The 23,187-nt window shown below is 65.5% G+C and carries 26 protein-coding genes; 10 read left to right on the top strand and 16 right to left on the bottom strand.

Annotated elements, in window-relative coordinates:
• Positions 1-120: 120 nt before the first annotated feature.
• Entirely contained in the window at positions 121-795 is a 675-nt protein-coding gene (locus BRAGE_RS48915; protein ID WP_035729892.1) for an HAD-IA family hydrolase, read from the bottom strand.
• 147 nt (positions 796-942) lie between these two features.
• On the opposite strand from BRAGE_RS48915, the gene rpiA reads away from it, so the two are divergent.
• The 3 genes from rpiA to gor are packed head-to-tail and all read left to right on the top strand — an operon-like array spanning position 943 to position 3,621.
• Positions 943-1,656 (top strand): ribose-5-phosphate isomerase RpiA, encoded by a 714-nt coding sequence (gene rpiA, locus BRAGE_RS0120215; protein WP_027557222.1) that lies wholly within the window; start codon positions 943-945, stop codon positions 1,654-1,656.
• A gap of 2 nt (positions 1,657-1,658) precedes the next feature.
• Complete coding sequence (locus BRAGE_RS0120210) at positions 1,659-2,177, top strand: DUF2059 domain-containing protein (RefSeq protein ID WP_027557223.1); 519 nt, start codon at positions 1,659-1,661, stop codon at positions 2,175-2,177.
• Positions 2,178-2,232: 55 nt separating this feature from the next.
• The gene (gor, locus tag BRAGE_RS0120205) at positions 2,233-3,621 is read left to right on the top strand and encodes a glutathione-disulfide reductase (RefSeq protein WP_027557224.1); all 1,389 of its coding nucleotides are present in this window, start codon (positions 2,233-2,235) and stop codon (positions 3,619-3,621) included.
• Between the two features lie 47 nt (positions 3,622-3,668).
• On the opposite strand, the gene BRAGE_RS0120200 is transcribed toward gor, so the two are convergent.
• The 9 genes from BRAGE_RS0120200 to BRAGE_RS0120160 form a co-directional block, all read right to left on the bottom strand.
• A complete protein-coding gene (locus BRAGE_RS0120200) occupies positions 3,669-4,808 on the bottom strand; it encodes a hypothetical protein (RefSeq protein WP_027557225.1) in 1,140 nt (379 codons plus the stop codon).
• A gap of 350 nt (positions 4,809-5,158) precedes the next feature.
• The gene (locus BRAGE_RS0120195; RefSeq protein WP_027557226.1) at positions 5,159-5,344 is read right to left on the bottom strand and encodes a hypothetical protein; all 186 of its coding nucleotides are present in this window, start codon (positions 5,342-5,344) and stop codon (positions 5,159-5,161) included.
• A 62-nt stretch (positions 5,345-5,406) separates the two neighbouring features.
• Positions 5,407-6,633 carry a carboxylate-amine ligase gene (locus BRAGE_RS0120190; protein WP_027557227.1) on the bottom strand — a complete coding sequence of 409 codons (1,227 nt, stop codon included), beginning with the start codon at positions 6,631-6,633 and terminating at the stop codon, positions 5,407-5,409.
• A gap of 19 nt (positions 6,634-6,652) precedes the next feature.
• On the bottom strand, positions 6,653-7,477 hold the full coding sequence (locus BRAGE_RS0120185) for a class II glutamine amidotransferase (RefSeq protein ID WP_027557228.1): 825 nt from the start codon (positions 7,475-7,477) through the stop codon (positions 6,653-6,655).
• A 64-nt stretch (positions 7,478-7,541) separates the two neighbouring features.
• Entirely contained in the window at positions 7,542-7,988 is a 447-nt protein-coding gene (locus tag BRAGE_RS0120180) for a DMT family transporter (protein ID WP_027557229.1), read from the bottom strand.
• A gap of 37 nt (positions 7,989-8,025) precedes the next feature.
• Positions 8,026-8,655 (bottom strand): FMN-binding negative transcriptional regulator, encoded by a 630-nt coding sequence (locus BRAGE_RS0120175; RefSeq protein ID WP_027557230.1) that lies wholly within the window; start codon positions 8,653-8,655, stop codon positions 8,026-8,028.
• 74 nt (positions 8,656-8,729) lie between these two features.
• Positions 8,730-10,193 carry a PLP-dependent aminotransferase family protein gene (locus BRAGE_RS0120170; protein ID WP_027557231.1) on the bottom strand — a complete coding sequence of 488 codons (1,464 nt, stop codon included), beginning with the start codon at positions 10,191-10,193 and terminating at the stop codon, positions 8,730-8,732.
• A gap of 39 nt (positions 10,194-10,232) precedes the next feature.
• Positions 10,233-10,829 carry a redoxin domain-containing protein gene (locus BRAGE_RS0120165; RefSeq protein WP_027557232.1) on the bottom strand — a complete coding sequence of 199 codons (597 nt, stop codon included), beginning with the start codon at positions 10,827-10,829 and terminating at the stop codon, positions 10,233-10,235.
• Between the two features lie 15 nt (positions 10,830-10,844).
• Positions 10,845-12,605: an MOSC and FAD-binding oxidoreductase domain-containing protein gene (locus tag BRAGE_RS0120160; protein WP_027557233.1), complete on the bottom strand. Its 1,761-nt coding sequence runs from the start codon at positions 12,603-12,605 to the stop codon at positions 10,845-10,847.
• A gap of 172 nt (positions 12,606-12,777) precedes the next feature.
• Between BRAGE_RS0120160 and BRAGE_RS0120155 the strand changes: the two genes are divergently transcribed.
• From BRAGE_RS0120155 to BRAGE_RS0120135, 5 genes are all read left to right on the top strand, one after another.
• On the top strand, positions 12,778-13,158 hold the full coding sequence (locus tag BRAGE_RS0120155) for a nuclear transport factor 2 family protein (RefSeq protein WP_027557234.1): 381 nt from the start codon (positions 12,778-12,780) through the stop codon (positions 13,156-13,158).
• 392 nt (positions 13,159-13,550) lie between these two features.
• Entirely contained in the window at positions 13,551-14,003 is a 453-nt protein-coding gene (locus BRAGE_RS0120150) for a TerB family tellurite resistance protein (RefSeq protein ID WP_027557235.1), read from the top strand.
• Between the two features lie 2 nt (positions 14,004-14,005).
• Positions 14,006-14,368: a hypothetical protein gene (locus BRAGE_RS0120145; RefSeq protein WP_027557236.1), complete on the top strand. Its 363-nt coding sequence runs from the start codon at positions 14,006-14,008 to the stop codon at positions 14,366-14,368.
• Complete coding sequence (locus BRAGE_RS0120140) at positions 14,365-15,003, top strand: YjbE family putative metal transport protein (RefSeq protein WP_027557237.1); 639 nt, start codon at positions 14,365-14,367, stop codon at positions 15,001-15,003. The genes BRAGE_RS0120145 and BRAGE_RS0120140 overlap by 4 nt, the downstream gene beginning before the upstream one ends.
• A gap of 34 nt (positions 15,004-15,037) precedes the next feature.
• Entirely contained in the window at positions 15,038-15,622 is a 585-nt protein-coding gene (locus BRAGE_RS0120135) for a TIGR00645 family protein (RefSeq protein ID WP_027557238.1), read from the top strand.
• A gap of 34 nt (positions 15,623-15,656) precedes the next feature.
• Here BRAGE_RS0120135 and BRAGE_RS0120130 read toward each other — a convergent pair whose 3' ends face one another.
• Complete coding sequence (locus tag BRAGE_RS0120130; protein WP_027557239.1) at positions 15,657-16,217, bottom strand: DUF2478 domain-containing protein; 561 nt, start codon at positions 16,215-16,217, stop codon at positions 15,657-15,659.
• Positions 16,218-16,285: 68 nt separating this feature from the next.
• Positions 16,286-17,695, bottom strand: coding sequence for an aldehyde dehydrogenase family protein (locus BRAGE_RS0120125; protein WP_027557240.1), 1,410 nt, complete (start codon positions 17,693-17,695; stop codon positions 16,286-16,288).
• Positions 17,696-17,880: 185 nt separating this feature from the next.
• Here BRAGE_RS0120125 and BRAGE_RS0120120 point away from each other — a divergent pair, with 185 nt between their 5' ends.
• Entirely contained in the window at positions 17,881-18,258 is a 378-nt protein-coding gene (locus BRAGE_RS0120120) for a hypothetical protein (RefSeq protein WP_027557241.1), read from the top strand.
• Here the strand turns inward: BRAGE_RS0120120 and BRAGE_RS48910 are convergent.
• The 4 genes from BRAGE_RS48910 to BRAGE_RS0120100 form a co-directional block, all read right to left on the bottom strand.
• On the bottom strand, positions 18,255-19,136 hold the full coding sequence (locus BRAGE_RS48910; RefSeq protein ID WP_027557242.1) for a DMT family transporter: 882 nt from the start codon (positions 19,134-19,136) through the stop codon (positions 18,255-18,257). The two genes, BRAGE_RS0120120 and BRAGE_RS48910, sit on opposite strands and share 4 nt — an antisense overlap.
• 70 nt (positions 19,137-19,206) lie before the next feature.
• On the bottom strand, positions 19,207-19,761 hold the full coding sequence (locus BRAGE_RS0120110) for a TetR/AcrR family transcriptional regulator (protein ID WP_108914278.1): 555 nt from the start codon (positions 19,759-19,761) through the stop codon (positions 19,207-19,209).
• 138 nt (positions 19,762-19,899) lie between these two features.
• Positions 19,900-20,274: a winged helix-turn-helix domain-containing protein gene (locus BRAGE_RS0120105; protein ID WP_027557244.1), complete on the bottom strand. Its 375-nt coding sequence runs from the start codon at positions 20,272-20,274 to the stop codon at positions 19,900-19,902.
• 75 nt (positions 20,275-20,349) lie between these two features.
• Positions 20,350-21,432, bottom strand: a complete 1,083-nt coding sequence (locus BRAGE_RS0120100; RefSeq protein ID WP_027557245.1) for a substrate-binding domain-containing protein — start codon at positions 21,430-21,432, stop codon at positions 20,350-20,352.
• Positions 21,433-21,545: 113 nt separating this feature from the next.
• Here BRAGE_RS0120100 and BRAGE_RS0120095 point away from each other — a divergent pair, with 113 nt between their 5' ends.
• A complete protein-coding gene (locus tag BRAGE_RS0120095; RefSeq protein WP_027557246.1) occupies positions 21,546-23,030 on the top strand; it encodes an aldehyde dehydrogenase family protein in 1,485 nt (494 codons plus the stop codon).
• Positions 23,031-23,187 lie beyond the last annotated feature (157 nt).

Raw genomic sequence — 23,187 nt, 5'->3', positions numbered from 1 at the left:
CCCCGGCCGGACCTTAGGTGCGTCGCTTTGGGCAAGCAACCGGCGGGCCGCGCATAGTTAATAGATGGTTAATGCAGGGTTCCGTGGAATAGCCGAACGATATCAGTTGATTGCGGGTTGCTAGGCCGTCATCAGGCTGTGCGCGGCGGCCGGCAGGTCGCGCATGTGATGGATCAGGCGGTCAGGCTTCAGGTCGGCGATCGGCACGTCCGTATAGCCGAAGCTGACCCCGATCACGGGCACCCCGGCCCGCCGCGCGACGCCGACATCTGTTCCGGCGTCGCCGACCATGATGCTGGACTTCACCGCTCCGCCGGCGCGGGCCACGGTCTCGCGGAAAATGGTCGGATCCGGCTTCTGGACGCCAAAGGTGTCGGCGCCGCAGATCGCCGCAAAGCGGCGGGTCAGGTCGAGCTGGTCCAGCAGCCGCTTGGACAGCCATTCCAGCTTGTTGGTGCAGACCGCGAGGCGGTGGCCCTGGGCGGCAAACTGGTCGAGCGCAGCCTCGAGCCCCTCGAAGGGCCGGGATTCGACCGCGATGTGGTCGGCGTAGTAGTCGATGAAATCCGCGGTCATGCGGTCCATATCCGCGGGCGTGACGCTGCGGCCCTCGGCCTCCAGCCCCCGTTCGATCAGCTTGCGCGCCCCGGCACCGATCATGTTGCGGGCCGAGGCCATCGGCACGGGCGGCAGCCCTTCGCGGTCGAGCACGTAATTCAGCGCGGTGATCAGGTCGGGCGCCGTATCCACAAGCGTGCCGTCGAGATCGAAGACGAGGGTGTAGGGGGAGCTCATGGTCCAAGCGCTATCGGGCCGGCCGGATCGGCGCAAGGGCCGACGCCATAAGTTCACCTTATAAGATCGGCCCAGAGGCCTGTTCCGGCGGGAAAAACGAGGCTACATAGGCCGCCGCAAACACCCTTATCGAGAGGCGGGCGCATTTTGGACATGGACCAGTTGAAGCGGCAGGCTGCGGCGCGCGCGCTCGAGGAGGTGCGTGAGGGCATGCAGCTCGGGCTCGGCACCGGCTCGACCGCGAAGCATTTCGTCGAGCTGCTCGGCGAGCGCGTCGCCGCCGGGCTCAAGGTGATCGGCGTGCCGACCTCCGAGGCGACCCGCCTCGATGCGATCCGCTGCGGCGTGAAGCTGACCACGCTCGATGAGATCGACCATCTCGACATGACCGTCGACGGCGCCGACGAGATCGACCCCGACTTCAATCTGATCAAGGGCGGCGGCGGCGCGCTGCTGCGCGAGAAGATCGTGGCGGCCGCCTCGGATCGCATGATCGTGATTGCCGACGACAGCAAATGGGTGCCGACGCTCGGCAAGTTTCCGCTGCCGATCGAGGTCATCCCGTTCGGCCTTGGCGCGACGCGCCGGGCGATCGAGAAGGCATTTGCGGCGTGTGGCGTTTCCGGGCAAATGGCGGTCCGCAAGGCCAAAGATGGCCACGTTTTCGTCACCGATGGCGGCCACTGGATCGTCGATGCCCAGCTCGGACGTATTGTGGATCCGCCCAGCCTCGCCAAGGCGTTGAGCGCGATCCCCGGCGTGGTCGAGCACGGGTTGTTCATCGGCTTGGCCAGCTCGGCCGTTTTGGCGGGTGGCGAGGGAATTCGCGTGATTGAACGGCGAAAGCCGAAAGGAGACTAGGAATGAAGAGTGTTTTGAAGTTCTTGCCGGCCGCGACCCTCGCTATGGGATTGGCGCTTTCGGCCGCCCCGGCTCTCGCGCAGCAGAGCCCGCCGCCGAAGGCCTCGCCGGCGGCGATCGCTGCGGCCAAGGAGATCTTGCAGATCAAGAACGCCACGGCGATGTATCAGGGTGCCGTGCCCGGCCTCGTCGAGAAGACCAAGATCGCGCTGACCCAGCAGAACCTCAACTACCAGAAGGACCTCAACGAGGTCGCCCCGATCGTGGCCCAGCAGCTCCAGGGCCGCCAGAACGAGATCGGTGAGGGCATGGCCCAGATCTACGCCAGCGAGTTCACCGAGCAGGAGCTGAAGGACCTCGTCACCTTCTACAAGTCGCCGCTGGGCAAGAAGCTGATCGAGGCCGAACCGCGCGCCATCGGTCTCAGCATGGCCTTCATGAACTCCTGGGCCCAGAACTTCTCGGAGACCGTGATGGGTGCCTTCCGCGCCGAGATGCGCAAGCGTGGCAAGGAAATCTGATCGATACTATCTGATCAGAATCCGCATCATGCTTTGAAAGAGGTCGGAGTGGACAATGGCTGAATTCGACGTCGACCTCTTCGTCATCGGTGGCGGCTCGGGCGGCGTGCGTGCCGCCCGCATCGCGGCCGGCTTTGGTGCCCGCGTGATGATCGCGGAAGAGTACCGCATGGGCGGCACCTGCGTGATCCGCGGCTGCGTGCCGAAGAAGCTGTTCGTGATCGGCTCGCATTTCCGTCATGAACTCGAGGACGCCGCTGGCTTCGGCTGGACCGTTCCGCCCGCGACCTTCGACTGGCCGACGCTGATCGCCAACAAGGACAAGGAGATCGCGCGGCTGGAAGCGGCCTACACGACCAATGTCGAGAAGTCGGGCGCGCAGGTCGTCAAGAGCCGTGCGGTGATCGAGGACAAGCACACCGTCCGTCTGCTCACCGACGACAAGAAGATCACCGCAAAGTACATCCTGATCGCCACCGGCGGCGCGCCGAACCATGGTGCGGCGATCCCCGGCATCGAGCACGTGATCTCCTCCAACGAGGCGTTTCATCTGAAGAAGCTGCCGCGGCGGATCGTGATCCAGGGCGGCGGCTATATCGCGCTGGAGTTCGCCGGCATCTTCGCCGGATACGGCTCCGACGTCACCGTGATCTATCGCGGCGACAACATTTTGCGCGGCTTCGACGAGGATGTTCGCACCCACGTCCGCAGCGAGATGGAGAAGCAGGGCATCACCATCCTCACCGGCTGCACGGTGAACAAGGTCGATCGCCACGGCGAGGAGTTCACCACCCATCTGTCGAACGGGTCGAGCCTTGCCTCCGACCAGGTGATGTTCGCGATCGGCCGCCACCCCAACGTCGCCAATCTCGGCCTCGAGAACGCCGGCGTCGCCATCAATCCTGGGAATGGCGGCATCGCGGTGGACCATTTCTCCAAGAGCTCGGTCGACAGCATCTATGCGATCGGAGACGTCACCCATCGCTTCAACCTGACGCCGGTCGCGATCCGCGAGGGCCATGCCTTCGCCGACACAGTGTTCGGCAAGCGCGAGGTGCAGGTCGACCACGCCAATATCCCGACGGCGGTATTCTCGCAGCCGGAGGTCGGCACGGTTGGTCTGACCGAAACCGAGGCGCGGGCGCAGTTCAGCCATGTCGACATCTACAAGACGACGTTCCGCCCGATCAAGGCGACGATGTCGGGCCGCGACACGCGTGTGCTGATGAAGCTGGTCGTCGATGGTTCGACCGACCGCGTGCTCGGCTGCCACATCGTCGGCGATTGCGCCGCCGAGGTGACCCAGGTGGTCGCGATCGCGGTGAAGATGAAGGCGACGAAAGCCGATTTCGATGCGACCATCGCGCTGCATCCGACCGCGGCCGAAGAGCTGGTCACGATGCGCACGCCGACCGCGCGTCATGTGCGGCAGGCGGCGGAGTAGGGTCTGCCGCCTGATAGCCGGAGCCTGCTAGCCCTGGCGGAGTAGGCTCAACCGTACAAGTACCCGACCGGCCTGCCTTCGGTGCGCAGGGGACGCACGTCCTTCTGCGTGATGATCTGACCGGCGAGGCCGTCGATTTCGTCGCGCTGCGTCGGCGTCCAGCTGCGCAACTCGTTCATGCCCTTGAGCAGGCCGAGGCGGAGGACCTGGGTGTTTTCACTGAGGCCGGTGAGGCTGATGGACTCCTTGCCCGCCGTGACCACGTCACCGGCGGAGAGCTCGAAGCTCTCGCCGGACTTCTTCCTGAACTCCGCTGTGCCGCGAATGACGCGATAGATCGCGACCTCGCCCTTGGCGAAACATGTCGGGTCCGCGGGCGTCGACGTGCTCTTCGGCAGCAGCGATTGGCCGCTCGGGTCGGTGGCGATGATGTGGCCGGTGACGAGATGGCCGCTGGGAATCTCGATACCGATATCGCGCACGTAAACCGGCATCGGCGATTTGACGGAGCCGTCGGTGAGCGGCCTGAACAGCGCATCCAGCGCGAGGGGATCCTGCAGCCAGAAGCCCGCATCGGCCGGACGGTTGTGCAGCGGATGGCTCCAGGCCACGCGCGGCGTCTCGGCTTCGTTGATCTGATCGGGACCGACGATGGTCGGGTTCGGGAAGGTTGTCGGGTCGGTCACGAAGGCTTCGAGGAATTTGCCGGAATAGCCCATCGAGATCGGATCGGGCACCACCGTCTGCGGCGTCTTCAGGTTTTCTTCGGTCGACAGGCCCGACCAGGTGTAGAACAGCTGGCGATGCACGATCGCGCTTTGCAGCATCACCGCGCCCGGACCGACATTGTAGAAGCGGCCGTCATAGTCGAAGGTGAACGCGCCCGAGGTGACCAGCACCAGCTGGAAGCCGCCCGGCGGCAGATGCAGATGGAAATCGGTCGGGCCGGTGTCGGGGCGATAGATCGGCAGATTCGTCGCGACCTCGTGCAGCAGGAAGGTCTCGTTGTTGGCGTGAAATCCCTCGTTGGCGCGGTTGTAGAGTGCCTGCGGCCGGTAGGTCGCCTCGAATTTCGCATTCCTGTCGCGGTCGATCGCGACGAAATCCTGATCGTTCAAGCGAAGGGGTGAGCCATCCGGGCGGGTGAGGCCGGTGAATTTGAGATCGCCCGCGGCATGCACGTTCATGGCATTCTCCGATTCTGGGCCATCGATCCCGGAGCTGGCGCGCGCATCTTGCTGCTCCACGTGGTGAGAGGAGCAGGGACTGAGGCCTGATGCCGTCTTGCGAATTCTGGGCCAGTCGGCGCGCGTCACCCGCGCATGGGCGCTCCGACCCGCGCGGCGGCAAGAAAAGCCGAGGTTGCACCTGAGGTTAGATCAGCCGTTTCACCGGCTTGCCTCGCTCTGTTCACGAGACGCGCAAGCCCGGAGAAGAGACGCGCCTTGTCTAATTTGTCGGCATGCCCTGCAAAGGGCATGCAGCCGCCAAAGCCGCTGGGATCATCGAACGCCGGCGGCCCGGCGGCGGAAACGGCTCATTCGAACGAGGTACGGGCGGACCGCTCGGGCTTGCCGGAGGGGCTGTCCGCCCACTTCGCCATCTCCAGCGCACGCGCGTCGATGCCTTCGCACCAGAGACAGCTCAGCTCCGCGCGGCCCTTGGCCGTCAGCATCGGGACAAGGGCATGGCCGCAGCCGGCGCACGATGTGATGCGGTTCATGTTTTTCTCCACGATCGTCGAATTCGAGGGCGGCACCTTGGCTGCCGAAGCTTGCGCGGGCGCTATGACGGCGCGGGGCTGCGATCCATCGGCGCACTCGTGCCGGAGATCGTAGATGTAGCGATCCAACGTGACACGGCTGCGATGTCGTCGGCGTTGTCGCGGTAGACGCGAAGCTGGAACTCCGCCGAGCTGCCGCGCTCCACGATGGTTCGGCAGTGCTCGACCTCGGCGACGCAATTCAGCGCGGCGGCGTCCTCGGCCGTGTCGTCGATCACGCGCGAGAGCAGCTCCGAGATCGTGACCGGCCCGTCCCTGGAGGCGAAGATGCAGTCGGTGCCGTAGCGCTGGGCGCGCCATTTGTTCTCGACGGCAATGGCGCGTTCGACCACGGTGACCTGCTTCGACAGATGGGGCCGCAGATAGAGGTGGCGCGTCAGGCAGCGGTAGAGCGAAGCGATGGCAACGGCGTCATCGATGAAGGTGCAGGTATCAGGCGCGCGAAGCTCGAGGGTCGGATGCTTCATCGACGGGCGCATCGCCCACCAGATGTGGCTCTCGTCGGGGATCACGCCGGAGCGCCGCAGGGCGCCGACATATTCGTCGTAGTCCTGCCGGCTCTCGAACAATTCGGGCAGGCCGGTGCGCGGCAGCTCGGAATAGGCGGCGAGCCGGTAGCCCTTCAGGCCCGTCTTGTGGGAATTCCAGAACGGAGAGGAGGCGGAGAGCGCGATGAACAACGGCAGATGCGGCAGCATGGCCCGCATCACCGCCATGCGCTTCTCCGGATCGGGCAGCTGCACATGCACATGCATGCCGCACATCATGTTGCGGTGGCCGATGCTGCGCAGATCCTCGATCATCTCCTCGTAGCGAGGCTTGGGGGTCGGCTGCGACATCCGCCAGATTGCGGTCGGATGCGTGCCGCAGGCCATGATCACGAAGCCATACTGCGCGGCGACGGTCGCGACCTCGCGGCGCAGGAACCTCAGCTCTTCTCGCGCGTCGTTGACGTCGACGTGAACGTTGGTGGCGACCTCGAGCTGGGACTGCAGCATCTCCCGCATCGCCTGGCCGCCGGTCGACCAGTTCGCGGATTCGAACAGCTCGTTGGGAGTCTGGATTGCGACCTCCAGGGTGCGGCGGTCGGCGAGGAAATATTCCTCCTCGATGCCGAACGAATAGTCCGCCGCCTTGCCGCGCGCACCGGCCGAGCGAATGACGAGGTGCTGCCCGCCGTCGGAGGGATCCAGCCGCAGCAGTTTCAAGACGTCCGAAGCAATTGTCATATCCCGCCCGGCAGAAGTCCTATCTGCGGGCTATAATCCGCCTGACCGGAGCCGGTTCCGCGGACCCATTGGAAATTGCAAGGTCGAACGGAACAATTTTCGCACTTTCGGATGCGCGCGCAATCAGGGCGTGGTTGGGCGGCACCTCCGTCCAGTCCGTCTCCTTGTCGAACGGCTCGGACACGACGATGACCTGGCCGCCATCCTCGCGGAAGTAGAGCGTGTTGGCGGCGTCATTGACCGCGATCCGGAAGGCGTAGAGATCCCGGCCGTTGGCGATGGCGCTGGTGAAGCGCAGCCGTTCGCGCAGCGTGCCTTCATTGACGAGGTCGACGAGCGCTTGCAGCACGGCCCGCGTCGCTCGAAGCGGATCGTTCTCGAGACCTGCGCCCATCATGGCAAGGAACACGGCTTCCGAATCGGTCGTGCCGAGGCGCGACGGATAATAGGCGTCGGGAATCAGCGCCTCGACCTTGCGCCGCAGCCTGTTCCAGCTGCCGACGAAGCCGTTATGCATGAACATCCAGTGGCCGCAGGCGAAGGGATGGCAATTCTGCCGCGTCACCGCCGTGCCGGTGGCGGCGCGCACATGGGCGAAGAACAGATGCGAGCGGAGGTGGCGGCAGAGATAGCGCAAATTCTCGTCCGACCAGGCCGGCCGCGTCTCCCGATAAAGCCCGGGCTCCGGATGCTCGCCATACCAGCCGAGGCCAAAGCCGTCGCCGTTCGATCCTGCCGTCGACTGGAGCGAGCGGATGCTCTGCGCCACCAGCGAGTGCTCGGGCTCGGTGACATAAGGCTCGAACGAGGTGGTCTCGCCCCGGTATGCGATCCAGCGGCACATGGGTGTTCCTGTCGCGGACGTGTCCTGAGGTCCACCAACAGGCCTGATGGCACGATGGTTCCACCTACATGCGGATCAGGACCACGCCGGCGACCAGCAGCGCGGCGCCGGCGATGCGGACGGCGCTCACGGGATGCACGGGTACGCCGAGCACGCCGAAATGGTCGAACGCGATCGATCCCAGCATCTGGCCGGCGATCAGCAGCGCAAAGAACGTCGCGGCGCCGAGCCGCGGCACGAGGAAGATTGCAAGGCCGATGAAGATGGCGCCGAACAGGCCGCCGCTCCATGCGAACCAGGGTATGCGGGCCGCGGTCGCCACTGAGGGGACGGGATCGCGCATCAGCATCGCCAGCGCCGCCATGCAGAGCACGCCGAGGAAGTAGCTCATGAAGCCCGACCACGCCGCCGAATTGAGCGCGGTGCGCAGGTTCGCATTGAGCGCCTGTTGCACGACGAGGCTGATCCCCGCCGCCACGGCGAGCACAATCGGAAGCGCCAGTTTCAGCATGGCCGGTTGGTCTCCTTGTTCAGCCCGCCGTTGCGCCTCACGCCGGAATCGGGATCAGCGGCGCGACCTCGCGGTCGTGCGGGTTGTCGCTCGCCGAAAGCCCCTGGGCAACGCCGACGCGGTCGGCTTCGGGGCGGTTCTGGCTCATCTTGCGCTTGCCTTCGAACCGCACCACGGGGATGCGCACGCCGACGATCCCGCGCAATTGCGCGGCGATGAAATCGGCGGGGGCATCGCTGACCGCCCACGGCTTGGCGCGCGCGCCTTCATGCCGGTTGGTCAGCCGCGTCACCGCGTCGAGCAGGCGCTCGGGCTCCTGGAAGAATTCGACCGGGCCATAGGCGTGCACGGCGACGTAATTCCAGGTCGGCACGACCTTTCCGGTCTCCTGCTTGGTCGCATACCAGGACGGCGTCACATAGGCTTCGGGCCCACCAAAGATCGCCAGCGCGTGGCCGATCGGGGCGAGCTGCCAGTGCGGATTGGCCTTCGCCACATGCCCGTACAGCACGCCGTGCTCGCCCTCGCTCTCGTCGAGGAACAGCGGCAGCGGCGTTGCGACCGGCCCCTCGCTCGTGGCCGTCACGAGGCTGGCGAGGCGGGCACTGCGAATGGTCGCCCGGATGCTCTCGATGTCGTCGTCGCGAAAGGCGGGGGGAATGTACATGGCGTGTCTCCGTTCTGGTGACGGAGATAGCGGCCATCTGGCCTGTGAGAAACTGCCAGTTTCCAATGATTTCGTCAGTCCAGTTCGGCGACGGCCTGCGCCAGCAGCTTGCAGCCGCGTTCGATCTGCGCGATCTCCAGCGCCGAATAGCCCATGACGAGGCCGACCGTCTTCGACCGGCGCGGGCCGACGCGCAGCGCGGAGACGGGATAGATCCCGACGCCCCTGGCGCGGGCGGCCTGGATCAACGCATCCTCGCGCTTCTGCTGCAGGTCATCGAACCAGGCCACCACGTGCAGGCCGGCAGCCGTGCCGTCGATGCGGACGCGATCGCCGAACCGGCGGCGCAGCGCGCCGAGCAGCGCCTGCTGGCGCTCGGCATTACGCCGGCGCACGCGCCTGACATGGCTGTCGTAGGCGCCGCTCTCCAGCATCGCGGCAAGCGCCTCCTGCTCGATCAGCGGCGTGTGCCGGTCCATGACCTGCTTGGCGGCGGCGAACAGCGATCGTAGCCCCGAGGGCACCACGAGATAGCCGATCCGTAAAGTGGGGGAGAGCGTCTTGGAGACGGTGCCGAGATAGATCACGCTGCCGCTGCCTTCCAGCGCATGCAACGGCGGGATCGGCTTGGTGTCGTAGCGATATTCGCTGTCGTAATCGTCCTCGATCACATAGGCGTCGTTCTTCCGCGCCCAGGCGAGCAGTTGATGCCGGCGCCCGATCGGCATGACGCCGCCGAGCGGATATTGATGCGACGGCGTCACATAGGCGAGGCGGGCTTCGACGCCGTCGAGCCGCCCGGTCTCGAGCCCATCCGCGTCGACCGGGATCGGCACCGTCTCGGCGCCCGTCGCCGCAAAGGTGTGGCGCGCCATCTGGTAGCCGGGATCCTCCATCACGAAACGGTCGCCGGCATCGAGCAGCAGGCGGGCGCAGATGTCGAGACCCTGCTGCGAACCGTTGACGACGACGATCTGCTCGACCTCGCAGCGGACGCTGCGCGATCGCCACAGATAACCCTGCAGCGCGGTGCGCAGCCGCAGCGATCCGCAGGGGTCGTCATAGGCGAGCCGCTCGGGCCGGCGCGCCATCGCCGCGGTCACGGCCTTCTTCCAGGCCAGCACCGGGAAGTCCGATGGCGAGAGCTCGCCGTAGCGGAAGTTGGCAACGAGGCCGCGCGGCGGCTCGATCCATCGCGGCGGGTCCTGCCGCAGCCGCTCGCCGAAGCGCGACAGGTGCACCCTGCGCGCCGGCGCATGCGAGGCGACGCGCGTGCGTCCGCGCTCGACGACGGCGCGAGCGACGCGGGGCCGGGCGCCATGGCGCGTCTCGATGAAGCCTTCGGCCGCAAGCTGCTCGTAGGCGACGGTGACGGTCGAGCGCGCCACGCCCATCTCGCCGGCCAGCGCGCGCGAGGACGGCAACTGGCCGTCGGTGCCATACACCCGTGCCATGATCTGATCGCGCAGCGCCTCGTAGATCTGGCGCGCGCCGATGTGGCCGGCACGCGCGCCGGGATTGGTTTGCATCCGGGTCATTCACATTCCAGGCCGAATGGACAAGGTCGGAATGTGTTTCTAACCCTGGTCGCCGAGAGTTGCGACGAAAGGCTTGCCGTAGGGGTAAAAATGTTCCTTGCGGCCCTGGTCCCAGAGGGCCCTGAACCCGGGCACGGTGATGTCCCAATCCGGGCGGCACGTCATGGTGACAGCGCGCAGGTCCTGGCGAAGCTCTTCGACCGTCGGACGTCCGAAGAACCAGTAGCCGTTGTAGATCTTGTGAATGCGCAAGCGGGGCTCCAGCACGATGACATGCGGAATCATCGGGTTGTGGACGGGATCGGTGTATTCGGCGATGTCGAGGTCCTTCTGAACGATCCGCCTGGGATCGGACAGAAAAGGCCAGTGCGCACCCGCGCCGCTTCGGTATTCGTTGGTCTCGGTGATGTTGTCGGTGGTGATCGTGACCAGCCGGCAATAGCCGACCTCCATTTCGCGATGAAGCTGCAACAGGCCTTCGGTCTGGCGGCGATCCTTCGGACAGAAGCCGCCGCGGCCGAGAACGACGATCATGGGATCGCCGCCCTGCAGCTCGGAGAGCTTGCGGTGCTTGCCGCTGTGGTCGCTGAGCTCGTAATCCGGGAAGGTCGCTCCCGGCACCATGTCAGTCCGCATCAAACTCTCCCATCTCTACAGATCGATCACGATGTCGCCTTGCGGCCGCGCGCAGCAGATCAGGACATTGCCTTCGGCCGGCGGGTCGAGCGGATCGGGCGCATAGCTCACTGTCCCGGCCACGAGCCCGCTCTCGCAATTGTGGCATACGCCGGTCCGGCACGACCAGCGCACGGGGACGTCGCAGGCTTCGGCGAACTCGAGCAGGCTGGCGTAGGATGGACCCCAGCAGACATTGAGGCCGCTTCGCGCGAACGACACCATCGGCCCCGGGCCTGGTACCCCGGCCGGGGCATGCGCGGGTCTCTTCGGCGCAGCCGCGATGCCTGGTGTCAGCGACGGTTTGGAGCCGAACAATTCGGTGTGGATGTGATCGGGTGCGATGCCCAATGCGGCGAGGCCAGCGGTCAGATCGCTCATGAAGGCGGCCGGGCCGCACAGATAGAAGTCGCCGTCGCGCGGCACGTCGAGCCGCTCGAGCAGAGGCGCATCCAGACGTCCGGCCGTGTCGTAATCCACCTCGGCGCGATCGTCAGGATCAGGCGCGCTGTAGCAGACATGGCTGTGATGATGCGGCAGTCCGGCCAGCAGTCTGCGCACCTCGGCGGCGAACGCATGCTCGCGGCCGTTGCGGGTGCCGTGCAGCCACCAGACCTCTCGCGTCGTTCCTTCCGCGGCAAGTGCGTGAAGCATTGCGAGCACGGGCGTCACGCCGATGCCGGCACTCAGCAAGACAATGGGCCGCGCATCCTGCCGCAGCGTGAAGCTGCCGCGCGGCGCGCCGAGCTGCACGAGGTCGCCGATCTGGAGCTCATCGGCGATATATTTGCTGGCCGCTCCGTGCGCCTCCCGCTTGATGCTGATGCGATAGGACGCGGCATCGGCGCGGCTCGACAGCGAATAGCTGCGCGTCATCGCGGCCGTGGCGGAAGGCCCGAGCCGCACGATCACGAATTGGCCGGGCAGGGCGGCCGCCACGGCATGCCCGTCCTGGGGATCGAGGACCAGCGACGTCACGTTGCCGCTCTCGGCGATCTTGCGCGAGACGCGAAACGGCCGGAAGCCGCGCCAGGCCGGAGGCGGGCTTGCGGCCGGGCCAAGTCCGGCGTTCCCCGCTGCCGCATGCTCGGTGCGCTGCTGGTCGAGCAGCGCCTCGAACGAATGACGCCAGCCGCGGCTCAGCGCCGGAATTTTCAGCGCGCGTTCGAGACGTTCGCGCGGGTGCGGGGGCAGGTAAAGCAGCGCATTGGTCTCGAACACGCTCATGCGCTCGGGGCCATCAATGACCTGCGTGATCTCGTCACCGGCCTCGACATCGCCTTCCTCGATTACACGGAAATAGAAACCGGGGCGGCCGTGCTTGACGAGCAGCGCGGCCATGTCCGGCTCCTCCATGCGAATGCCGAGCCGGTAGCAGGTGACGCGCGGCTGCGTCACCTCGAACAGGGCAGAGCCGATCTTGTAACGGTCTCCGATGCAGACCTCCGTGTCGGCGAGGCCCTCGACGGTAAAATTCTCGCCGAATTGACCGTGGACGAGGTTCGATCGGCCCAGATGTTTCTGCCAATAGCGATAGGAATCGTCCTGGTAGACGAACACGGCACGCTGTTCGCCGCCGTGACCGGCCGTATCGCCCTGGCCGTCACCGTCGATGTTGAGCCGCCGCACCCTGCGCGGGCCGCTGACGGGCGCTTTCCAGATGCCGGTATGAACGGTCCTGCCTTGCCAAGCGATGTCGCGCGGCAGGCCGACATTGACGGAGAGCAAACGTGCCATGGGCATTTCCCGGCGTGACGCGACCCGGCGAGTTCCAGATCGCGGCAATGTCAATCTGCATCCAAGTCGGATTTTTGGCGCGTTAGTCGTTGTTAGACGTTGCGAGGGAGCCTTGTTGCCGCCCGACTGTGCGCCAATCTGAGGCTGGAAACCGCAAGGATGGGAGGTCGCGATGGACGATCAGGCGAAGCTGGCGGCGCTGCAGCGTCATTGGGCTGCGTCCGACGCGAACGATTTCGAGGCCGAGCACGACATCTATCGCGAGGACGCCGTGCTCGACTATCCGCAGTCCGGCGAGCGCATCCATGGTCGCAGGAAGATTCAGGAAAGCCGGTTCGTGCAGCCGAACAAGAAGCGCTTCACGGTCCGGCGGATCATCGGCGGTGGCGATCTCTGGGTGAGCGAGTTCGTCCTGAGCTATGACGGCGTGCCGTCCTACGTCGTCAGCATCATGGAATTCCGCGAGGGATTGGTGGCGCACGAGACGCAGTATTTCGGCGACCGGTTCGATCCGTCGCCATCGCGCGCGCATCTGGTTGAGATTGTGGCGTAGGCTGCGAGCTCGACGCTCCGCTGTCATTCCCCGCGAAGGCGGGGAATCCAGTACGCCGCAGGTTCTCGACGAACCACTGACGTCTCGGAGTACTGGATCGCCCGCCTTCGCGGGCGATGACAGCGGGGACGTAAACACGGAACCCGATGCGGCGGCTGGTCGCAGCGTTGGCGGCTTGATTCCGGCCCTCCCATCTTTATGTCTGAACCGAACAAGAATCCGGGCCCCTCTGGCGAGGACGCCGACGAATGTCGGTAAACCTCGCGATGTCGGATGACCTGTCCCGCGCGAATGCGATGGATCGGCCGATCGTCGGGCCTTCTCGAGTTCCTTCCGACTCATCGTCCCCATCGCAGCTCCGTGCGGCCATTTCGCAAGATTGAGGAGCAACGATGTCTGACGCCACTTCAAATCCCATCGAAATCGAGATCACCGAGCCGTCCAGCCTGAACGAGCAGGCCGCGGTGGCGCTGGTCATTGCGGGCGCGCTGGTCGCCGTGGCTGACCGGCGGGTCTCGCCGGTCGAGCGCGACGAGGTGATCCGCTTCATCCGGGACCGCGGCTTGGCGCCGCATATCGATGACGAGCGGCTGTTTTCGATGTTCGACGAGCTGGCGGAACGATTGGAGGAGCCGGACTTTGCCAATGTGGTGATCGACACGTTGCGGCCGGTTTCGAACATGCCGCTGTCGTCCCATCTGATGGAGCTGTCGGAGCGCGTTGCGGCCGCCGACGAGGACGTGCATCCGCACGAGGTGCAGGCGATCAAGCTATTGCGCCTGCTGACCCTGGTGCTGCCGCGCGCAAAACCGGTCGGCGCGGGGAGCGCCGCCAAACAGGAGTGAGCATGAGCGCAGCTTCGGACGAGTCGACGACTGTAAACGAGGGCACCACCGGCCAGATGGCCGGCGGTGACCCGCGCCTCGACAAGCTCGTCCATCGCCTGCCGCCGCGCATGAGCGACACCGTCACCTATCTGCTCAAGCCGTCCAGCCGCTGGGTCAGGATTCCCTCGGGCGCGCTGCTCATCGTCGGCGGCGTGCTGTCGTTCCTGCCGATACTCGGCGTCTGGATGCTGCCGCTCGGCCTGGCGCTGCTTGCCGAAGACGTGCCTGCGCTGCGCTCCTCGCGCGCAAAGGTCCTGGATTGGGTCGAGCGGAAGAAGCCGCAATGGCTCGATCCCTCCGCATCGAAAAATGATCAATCATGACTGAATTCATCACTCCCGAAGCGCTGACCGCGCTGTTTCAAGTCGTCCTGATCGACCTCGTGCTCGCCGGCGACAATGCCGTCGTCATTGGCCTTGCCGCCGCCGGCCTCCCGGCCGCGCAGCGCCGGCGCGCCATCATCGTCGGCATCGTCGCCGCCACCGCGCTGCGGATCGTCTTTGCCGGCGTCGCGACCCAGCTGCTCCAGGTGATCGGCCTCCTGCTTGCCGGCGGCGTGCTGCTCTTGTGGGTGTGCTGGAAAATGTGGCGCGAGATTCGCGAGCAGGCCGCGCATGCGAACCAGCTCGCGTTCAGCCACGGCGGTAACGGTGGCACCGCAGATGTGCCGCGCAAAACCTTCGGGCAGGCGGCGTTGCAGATCGTCGCGGCAGACGTCTCGATGTCACTCGATAACGTGCTCGCCGTTGCCGGCGCCGCGCGCGAGCACCCCTACATCCTCGCCTTCGGCCTGCTGCTGTCGGTCGCGCTGATGGGCGTTGCCGCCGATTTGCTCGGCCGCGTGCTGCAGAAGCAGCGCTGGATCGCCTATGTCGGCCTCGCCATCATCGTTTACGTCGCCTTCGAGATGATCTATCGCGGCTCGCTCGAGCTTGCGCCGGTCATTGCGAGTCTCTAAGGCAAACCTTCTTGTCCGCAATCCGGAGTGATATATGACGTCCGAACGCAAAGCACCTTCGGCGCACGTCGTGCCGCAGCCGAAAATCGGCCCGTTCGCCCAGCTCATCTTCGGCTCGCGCTGGCTGCAGGTGCCGCTCTATGTCGGCCTCATCATCGCGCAGGGCGTCTACGTGCTGCTGTTCCTGAAGGAGCTCTGGCACCTCGTCGTGCATTCGTTCGACGCCAGCGAGCAGCAGATCATGCTGGTCGTGCTCGGGCTGATCGACGTCGTCATGATCTCGAACCTGCTGGTGATGGTGATCGTCGGCGGCTATGAGACCTTCGTCTCGCGCCTGAACCTGAACGGCCATCCCGACGAGCCGGAATGGCTGAGCCACGTCAATGCCAGCGTGCTCAAGATCAAGCTTGCGATGGCCATCATCGGCATCTCCTCGATCTCGCTGCTGCGGACCTTCATCGAGGCCGGCAATCTCGGCACCACGCGCAGCAATTTCACGGAAGGAGGCGTGATGTGGCAGGTCTTGATCCACCTGACCTTCATCATCTCCGCGATCGGCATCGCCTGGGTCGACCGTCTCAGCGAGAACGGGCACCGCAAGGAGGCGCGGCACGGCTGAGCGCCGGGCGATCAGGACGTCGGCGGACAGGTGTCTATTTGAGAATCTCGCAGACGGTCGGACGTGATCCGCCGTCCGGCTGCGCACCTACGGCCGTGACGCCCTGCCACCACGCCTCCAGCGCATCGCGGTCGCAGCCGAGCCTGACGCTCATGCCGCCGGCAAACTTGATCCAGTCGGCGAAATGGTCCCTGCCGACCGCGATCAGCACGGGAATGTCGGCATTGAGCGCGCGCTCGATCAGATAGGCCAGGCCCTTGCCGTCGCGCTCGCGCTTGCCGAAGCGATTGATGATGACGAGGTCGGCGCCGTGGGCGAGGGCATCGGCGATACGTTCGCCGGCGTTCTGAAGGCGCGCAAGATCAAGACGGCAGCCTTGCGCGGCCGGATCGAAATCCTGGGCGAGCAAGAGTTTCTCGCCGCTGTGGAGCAGCACCGCCGAGAGACTGGAGTCCGCGCATTGTCCGGCCTGCACCATGCCGACGACGCGGCGGCCATGCGCTCTCAAATCCGCGGCGAAGTTGCGCAGGACGGCGTCGGGATCCTGATGCTTCTCGTAGACGAGGGCGCCGAGGTCGCATTGCGCATCGAACATGGTCGGCCTCCGTTTCCAGTACGAATTAAGAGGGGCCGCGGCGGTTCCGCCGCGGCCCGATTTTCAGCTTAAGCCGCCGGCGGGCCGTTGATGATCTGGAGCTGGGTGAATTCGGCGAGGCCTTCCTCGGCGAATTCGGTGCCAATGCCCGACTGCTTGGCGCCGCCGAACGGGATGTGCGGGGCCATGTCGAGATGCTTGTTGATCCAGACCGTGCCGGACTCGAGCTGGGTCGCCACCTCATGCGCGCGCTTGATGTCGGACGACCAGACCGAGGCGCCGAGGCCGTAGGTGGTGGCATTGGCGCGGCGGATCACGTCGTCCTTGTCGGAATATTTGATCAGCGGCAGCACCGGGCCGAACTGCTCCTCGTCGACCAGCTTCGAGCCCTCCTTGATGTCGCGCACGATGGTCGGCTCGATGAAATAGCCGGGGCGGTTCATCGCGGCACCGCCAGCCACCACCTTGCCGTTCTTGTGCGCGTCCTCGAGGAACGCCTTCACCTTCTCGTACTGCATCTTGTTCTGGAGAGGCCCGAGCTTGGTGCCCTGCTTGGAGCCGTCGTCGACCACCGTGTTCTTGGCGATCGCGACCAGTTCGTTGCAAAGCTCGTCATAGACGGATTCGTGCACATAGAGCCGCTTGATGGCGAGGCAGACTTGCCCGGAATTCTGGAACGCGCCTTCAAAAATGCCGGGCGCGACCTTCTTCGGGTCGACGTCGTCGAGCACGATGCCGGCATCGTTGCCGCCGAGCTCGAGCGTGATGCGCTTGAGTGTCTGTGCCGCGCTCGCCATCACCTTCTGCCCCGTCGCGGTGGACCCGGTGAAGGAGATTTTGCGGATATCTGGGTGCTTGGTCATCTCGCCGCCGAGATCATTGGCGTCGGTGATGAAGTTGAGCACGCCCTTCGGCACCACATCCTTGATCAGCGCGGCAAAGCGCAGCGTCGCCAGCGGCGTGGTCGGCGCCGGCTTGACCACCAGCGTGTTGCCGGCGAGCAGCGCGGAGGGAAGCTTGAAGGCGAGGATCAGCAGCGGATAGTTCCAGGGGATGATGGCGCCGACGACGCCGAGCGGACGGCGATAGGCCTCGACCTTGCGGTCGCCGGAATTCTCGATCACCTTCATCGGTAGTTCGAGCGAGCCGAGATAGCGGAAGAAGGCGGCCATGCCGAGCACTTCGCCGGTGGCATCCGCCAGCGGCTTGCCTTGTTCTGAGGTGAGCAGGCGCGCGAGCTCGCCCGAATTGGCCTCGATCACATCGGCCATCCCGATCACGACCTTGCGGCGATCTTCCATCGGCGTCGCGGCCCAGGCGGGGTAGGCGGCCTTCGCGGCGGCCACGGCCGCGTCCAACTGGGACTTGGAGGCGCGCGGGCACTCGGCCAGCACCTCTTCGGTCGCGGGATTGAGAACCGGCATGGTCATGTCGCCGGGCACCATCTTGCCGTCGATGAGAAGATTGAAGTCACTCATTGGCTTTGCGCTCCCTTGCAGAAACGGGCCGTTCGGGGCCTCGTTATATCGAACTATATATCACGCTTGCGCCTGACCGGCCATGGCAGCGGGCTCGATCAATTCCAGAAAAAGCGGGCTGGACGCGGGTGGACTTATCGATATATCGTGATGGATATAGCGAAGTGCGCTTTTCGGGACTGGCGATGGAAATCAAGGTGAGGCAGCTCACGACCTGCGCGGTGGCGGCTGACGGCGGCGCGATCTCGCTGGGCTTCGAGGACGTGACGGGCAATCCCGCAGCCGTCAGCGTCTCGCTCAACCAGGTCGGCGCGCTGATCATGACCCCGCCGGGACTGCTGGAGGCGGCGCTGAAGGCCCGCTACGGCGACCAGAGCCTGCGCTACGCCTATCCGCTGGCCTCCTGGGCGATCGAGCAGTCGACCGATACGACCCAGCGCATCATCACGCTCCAGACCGAGGACGGTTTCAAGGTCCGCTTCTCGATCCCCAGGGACGAGCAGAGCCTGCTCGGCGAAGCCCTGACCCAGCCGATGCCGGAAATGTCGGTGCGACCGAACTAGGTCACGGACTCGGTCCCGCGCCGCAGAGCAGACTGCGTGCCCGGTCTGATTTGCGTAATTGCCACGCCGGAGATTGCGAGCAGCGCACCTGCAATCAACTTCGGGGTCAGACGCTCGCCGAGGAACGCCACGCTCGACATCAAGGCGAACACCGGGAGCAGCAGGCCGAAGGGGGCGACGCGGCTCATGGAGCAGCGCGCGATCAGCCAGAACCAGAGGCCAAAGCCGGCAACTCCTCCGATGACGATCGTGTAGGCGAGGGCCAGCCAGCCGCGTTCATCCGCCGTGACGAGGCTCGCCAGCTGCCCATGTTCAAGCAGCAGCGACATCAACACGACCTGCGGCACCGTGAGCAACGACGACCAGCCCATCAGCATGAACGGATCGAAGGGGCCGTGGCGTTTGGTCAGGACGTTGGACACCGCAAAGGAGAAGGCCGCTCCGACTACAAGCAGCAGCGGAAGCGCGTTTGCCGATGGCCCCGCTCCCAGCACGACGACGCCAATGAAGGCAAGCGCCACTCCGGCGGACGTGGTGGGGGACGGCCTCTCGCCGAGAAGCGGCCAGGCCAGCAAGACGGTGAAGGGCGTGGCGAGTTGATAGGCGACAGCCGACAGGCTTCCCGAGCCAAGCCCGAGGCCGACATAGAAGAGCCCGAAGTTTAGTCCGCCGAGGAAGAGCGAGATCGCCGCGACGGGGCCGAGTTGTCGGCGCGTCGGCCGCGCGACGAACGGGACGAGCAGCACCGCGATGACCAGGAAGCGCAGCGCGAGGAAGAAGAGCGGCGGAAACTGCGTCACGCCCACCTTGATGACGACGAACTGATAACCCCAGAGCAGGGGAACGAAGATCGCGCAGACAATCTGGATGGCAGTCATGGCAATCTTCCTTTCAAGACCGTTTAGTCCAAATATGAGCGCGCCACGGGCGAAGGCGTCCATGAGGTCGTTACCTGATGAAACGGTCGAGGAGCGCGTCGGCGGTGGCTTGCGACGTTGCGCGGGCAGGCGCCGTCTTGCCGACCACGCGCAGTCCCTCGACGAAACAGACGAGAATCTTGGCGGCGCTCGAGGGCTCGACACCATCGGCGAGCCTGTGGGCCGTCTTCGCGCGGGACAGTGCCTCCGCGACCCTTGTCTCCATCGCCTTGAAGAAGCCCGCAACGCGACGGCCGACTTCGGCATCCTCGCCGGCCAGCTCCATAGCCGTCGCCACCAGCAGGCATCCGCGGCGCCCCTTCGCGCCGCTGGTGCGGTCAACATAGCCGGCGAGATAGGCCCTGAGACCGTCGACCGGTTCTCCGGCGAGCTCAACATCCATCCGCGTCACGGCGTCGGCGATGTAGCGATCGAGCGCGCGCAGGAAGAGCGAGTGCTTGTCACCGAAAGCGGCGTAAAGGCTGCCGCGCGAGAGCTTCGTCGCACGAAGCAGGTCCGGCAGCGCCGTGGCGTGATAGCCGCGCGACCAGAACACCTCCATCGCGCGTTCGACGGCGGCGTCCATGTCGAAGCTTCGGGGGCGGCCACGGGACGGCTGCGATCGCGCTTGGGTGTTCATTTGCCGATATATAGACCGATCGGTCGTTAAATCGCAAGTGGCCGCCCGAGGCTACGGACGGCCGGTTCCTGTCGGAAACCGCGTTCAGGACTTGCGCGGACGGCTGATGTCGCTCCGGAGCGCTTCCAGCTCCTTGTGGACGGCGCGCGCGGCGTCGCGCTCGATCTTGCGGTAGCGCGCGACGAGCTTTTCGCCGAAGGGTGTCAGCATCGCGCCGCCGCCGTTCTTGCCGCCGGCCTGAGGCTCGACCACGGCATGGCCGCAGATGCGGTTGATCTCGTCGACGAGATCCCATGCGCGTTTGTAGGACATGTCCATGGCCCGGCCGGCCGCCGAGATCGAGCCCTGCTCGCGGATCTGCTCCAATAGCTCGATCTTGCCGGGCCCGATCCGATCCTGGCCGTCGAGGTCGATGCGAAGGCTCAGTTGAGGAAGCGATTTGGCGCTTGCGCGCGGCATGACGGGGTCTCTGATGATTGCAGCGCAGATTGCCACTCTTGCCCGCCGCCGACAAGGCGAGCGCGGCAGGCCGTATCACCGCACGGCGTGCATCTCCAGAAACGCCTTCACGCCGGTGACGTTGCCGGTATCGGACGGCACGTAGCCGGGCAGGGTGGCGATGGCGGCGCGGAAATCGGCGCTGCGGATGATTTCGAGGATGCGCTGCATCGGCGCGGTATCGAGGAAGGCGCGCTTGCAGACGAAGAAATAATCCTCGGTGAGGATGCGGATGAAATCGAGGCCGAAATGCCGCGCGGCGGCCTCGACGCCGAAGCTCGCGTCCGCCATGCCGCTCGCGACATAGGCGGCAACCGCGGCGTGGGTGAACTCGATCTGCTGCGCGCCGTTGATCCTGCTCTCGTCGATGCCGTTTGCGGCGAGCAACTGGTCGAACAACAGGCGCGTGCCGGAATCGTGGTCGCGGTTGACGAAGCGGACATTTGGTTTGGTCAGGTCGTGAAGCGAGGCGATCCGCAGCGGATTGCCGCGCGCGACCATCAGGCCCATCTCACGCGTCACAAAACTGATGATGCGGTCCTCGCGCGGATCGAGCCATTCGCGCGCCGCCTTGATCCCTTGGGCGCGGAGCGCGCCGTGCGGCAGATGCAGGCCGGAGAGGTCGCACGCGCCTTGCGCCAGCGAGACCAGCGAATGCTGGTTGCTGACATAGCGCAGATCGACGCCGATGCCGGGCTCGCGGTCGAGGAATTCGCGCAGCTTTGCCACCGCAAAGCCGTGGCTCGCATGCACGCGGATCACGGAGGGGCGCTGCTCGAGGAACGGCTTGATCTCGCTGGCGAGCTCCTGCGCGAGGTTGTCGAGCTGCGGGCCAAGCCGCGCCTGCATGCGCTCGCCGGCCCACACCAGCCGCTCACCGAACGGCGTGAGTTTCGAGCCTTTGCCGCGCTGGGTCTCGACCAAGGGCGTGCCGAAGAACTCCGACCATTGCTCGATCAGATTCCAGACATGCCGGTAGGACAGGTGCGCGTCGCTCGCCGCACTCGTGATCTTTCCGGTCTTCCGGATCTCGTTGAGCACGCCGAGCATGACGACGGCGGTGCGCGGGCTGCCCTCGCGGCGAAACCGCCAGACGGCCTCGATCTCGATCTGAAGCATCTGACATCCTTATGAACTGCGCTTCATATGTGGGGCGTCCATTTGCAGAAGATATCATATTTACTACCGCAAGCACGCGCCTAGTCTGGTATACCAGATCAGGAGGAAATATGATGTCTGTTGCATATGACTTTGCGCATTCGCCGGCCACCGAGTTCATGGCGCGGCCGCAGCATCTGCTCATCGACGGCCGCCGCGTTCCCGCCGCCTCCGGCCGTAGCTTCAAATCCCTCAATCCCGCCACCGGGCAGGTGATCGCCATCATCGCCGAGGGCGGCGAGGCCGATGTCGAGCATGCAGTCGCGGCTGCCCGCCGCGCCTTCGAAGGCCCGTGGCGGACGATGCGCGCCTCCGAGCGTGGTCAGATCCTGCTGCGCTGGGCGGACCTGCTCAAGCGCAACGCCGAAGAGATCATCGAGCTGGAGTCGATTGATGCCGGCAAGCCGATCTCCGCGACGATGCGCCAGGACTTTCCGGCCGCGGTCGACACGCTGATCTATTACGCCGGCTGGGCCGACAAGATCAGCGGCGATGTCGTGCCGGTGCGCGACGATGCCCTGACCTACACCATGCGCGAGCCGGTCGGCGTGGTCGCGGCGATCGTGCCGTGGAATTTCCCGCTGATGATCGGAATGTGGAAGCTCGCCCCCGCGCTGGCCTGCGGCTGCACCGTGGTGATGAAGCCGGCCGAGCTGACTTCGCTGTCGGCGCTGCGCATCGCCGAGCTCGCGCTCGAAGCCGGCCTGCCGGCGGGCGTCTTCAACGTCGTCACGGGTCCCGGCCGCGTCGTCGGCGACGCGCTGGTCAATCACCCTGATGTCGACAAGGTCACCTTCACCGGCTCGCCTGGCGTGGGCCGCGGAATCATGAAAGGCGCGGCGAGCAACTTCAAGCGCGTCTCGCTCGAGCTCGGCGGCAAGTCGGCCAATGTCATCTTCGACGACGCTGATCTGGAAGCAGCCTCCAAGGCCGCGGCCTCCGGCATCTTCTTCAATGCCGGCCAGGTCTGCTCGGCCGGCTCCCGCGTGCTGGTGCAGGAGAGGGCCTATGACGAGGTCGTCGAGCGGCTCGCGGCGCGCGCGAAGTCGATCAAGATCGGCGATCCGCTCGACGGCAAGACGGCGCTTGGTCCCGTGATCTCCGAGAAGCAGATGAAGTCGATCCTCGACTATGTCGACATCGGCCGCAAGGAAGGCGCGAGGCTCGTCACCGGCGGCGAGAAGGTTGGCGAGCGCGGCTATTTCATCAGCCCCACCGTGTTCGCCGATGTCGCGCACGAGATGCGGATCTCGCAGGAGGAGATCTTCGGCCCCGTCGTCAGCGTCATCAAGTTCACCGACGAGGCCGATGCTTTACGGATCGCTAACGGCACGGCCTACAGCCTCGCCGCCGGCGTCTGGAGCCGCGACATCGGCAGGCTCCAACGCTTCGCCAAGCGGGCGCGGGCGGGCACGGTCTGGATGAATACCTATGGCTATACCGACGTGCGCCTGCCCTGGGGCGGCGAGCGCGACTCCGGCCTCGGCCGCGAGCACGGCACCGCCGCGATCGACAATTTCACCGAGCCCAAGGCTGTCTGGATGAATCTGGCCGTCTGAAGACCTCCCGATCGGCCAATCCTGAGCCCGCCTGATCCGGTCAGGCGGGCTCGTTTTTGAGATCGATAAAATTGTCTGCAATCCCGTCAGCGGCGGCAAACCCTGCGGGCAAGAAGGCCTCTGCCTTAAACCTCGGCTTTGGAACCGGCGTGCATCC

The sequence above is a fragment of the Bradyrhizobium genosp. SA-4 str. CB756 genome (assembly GCF_000473125.1).
Classification (GTDB): Bacteria; Pseudomonadota; Alphaproteobacteria; order Rhizobiales; family Xanthobacteraceae; genus Bradyrhizobium; species Bradyrhizobium arachidis.
This window is presented reverse-complemented; position numbering and strand designations above follow the sequence as displayed.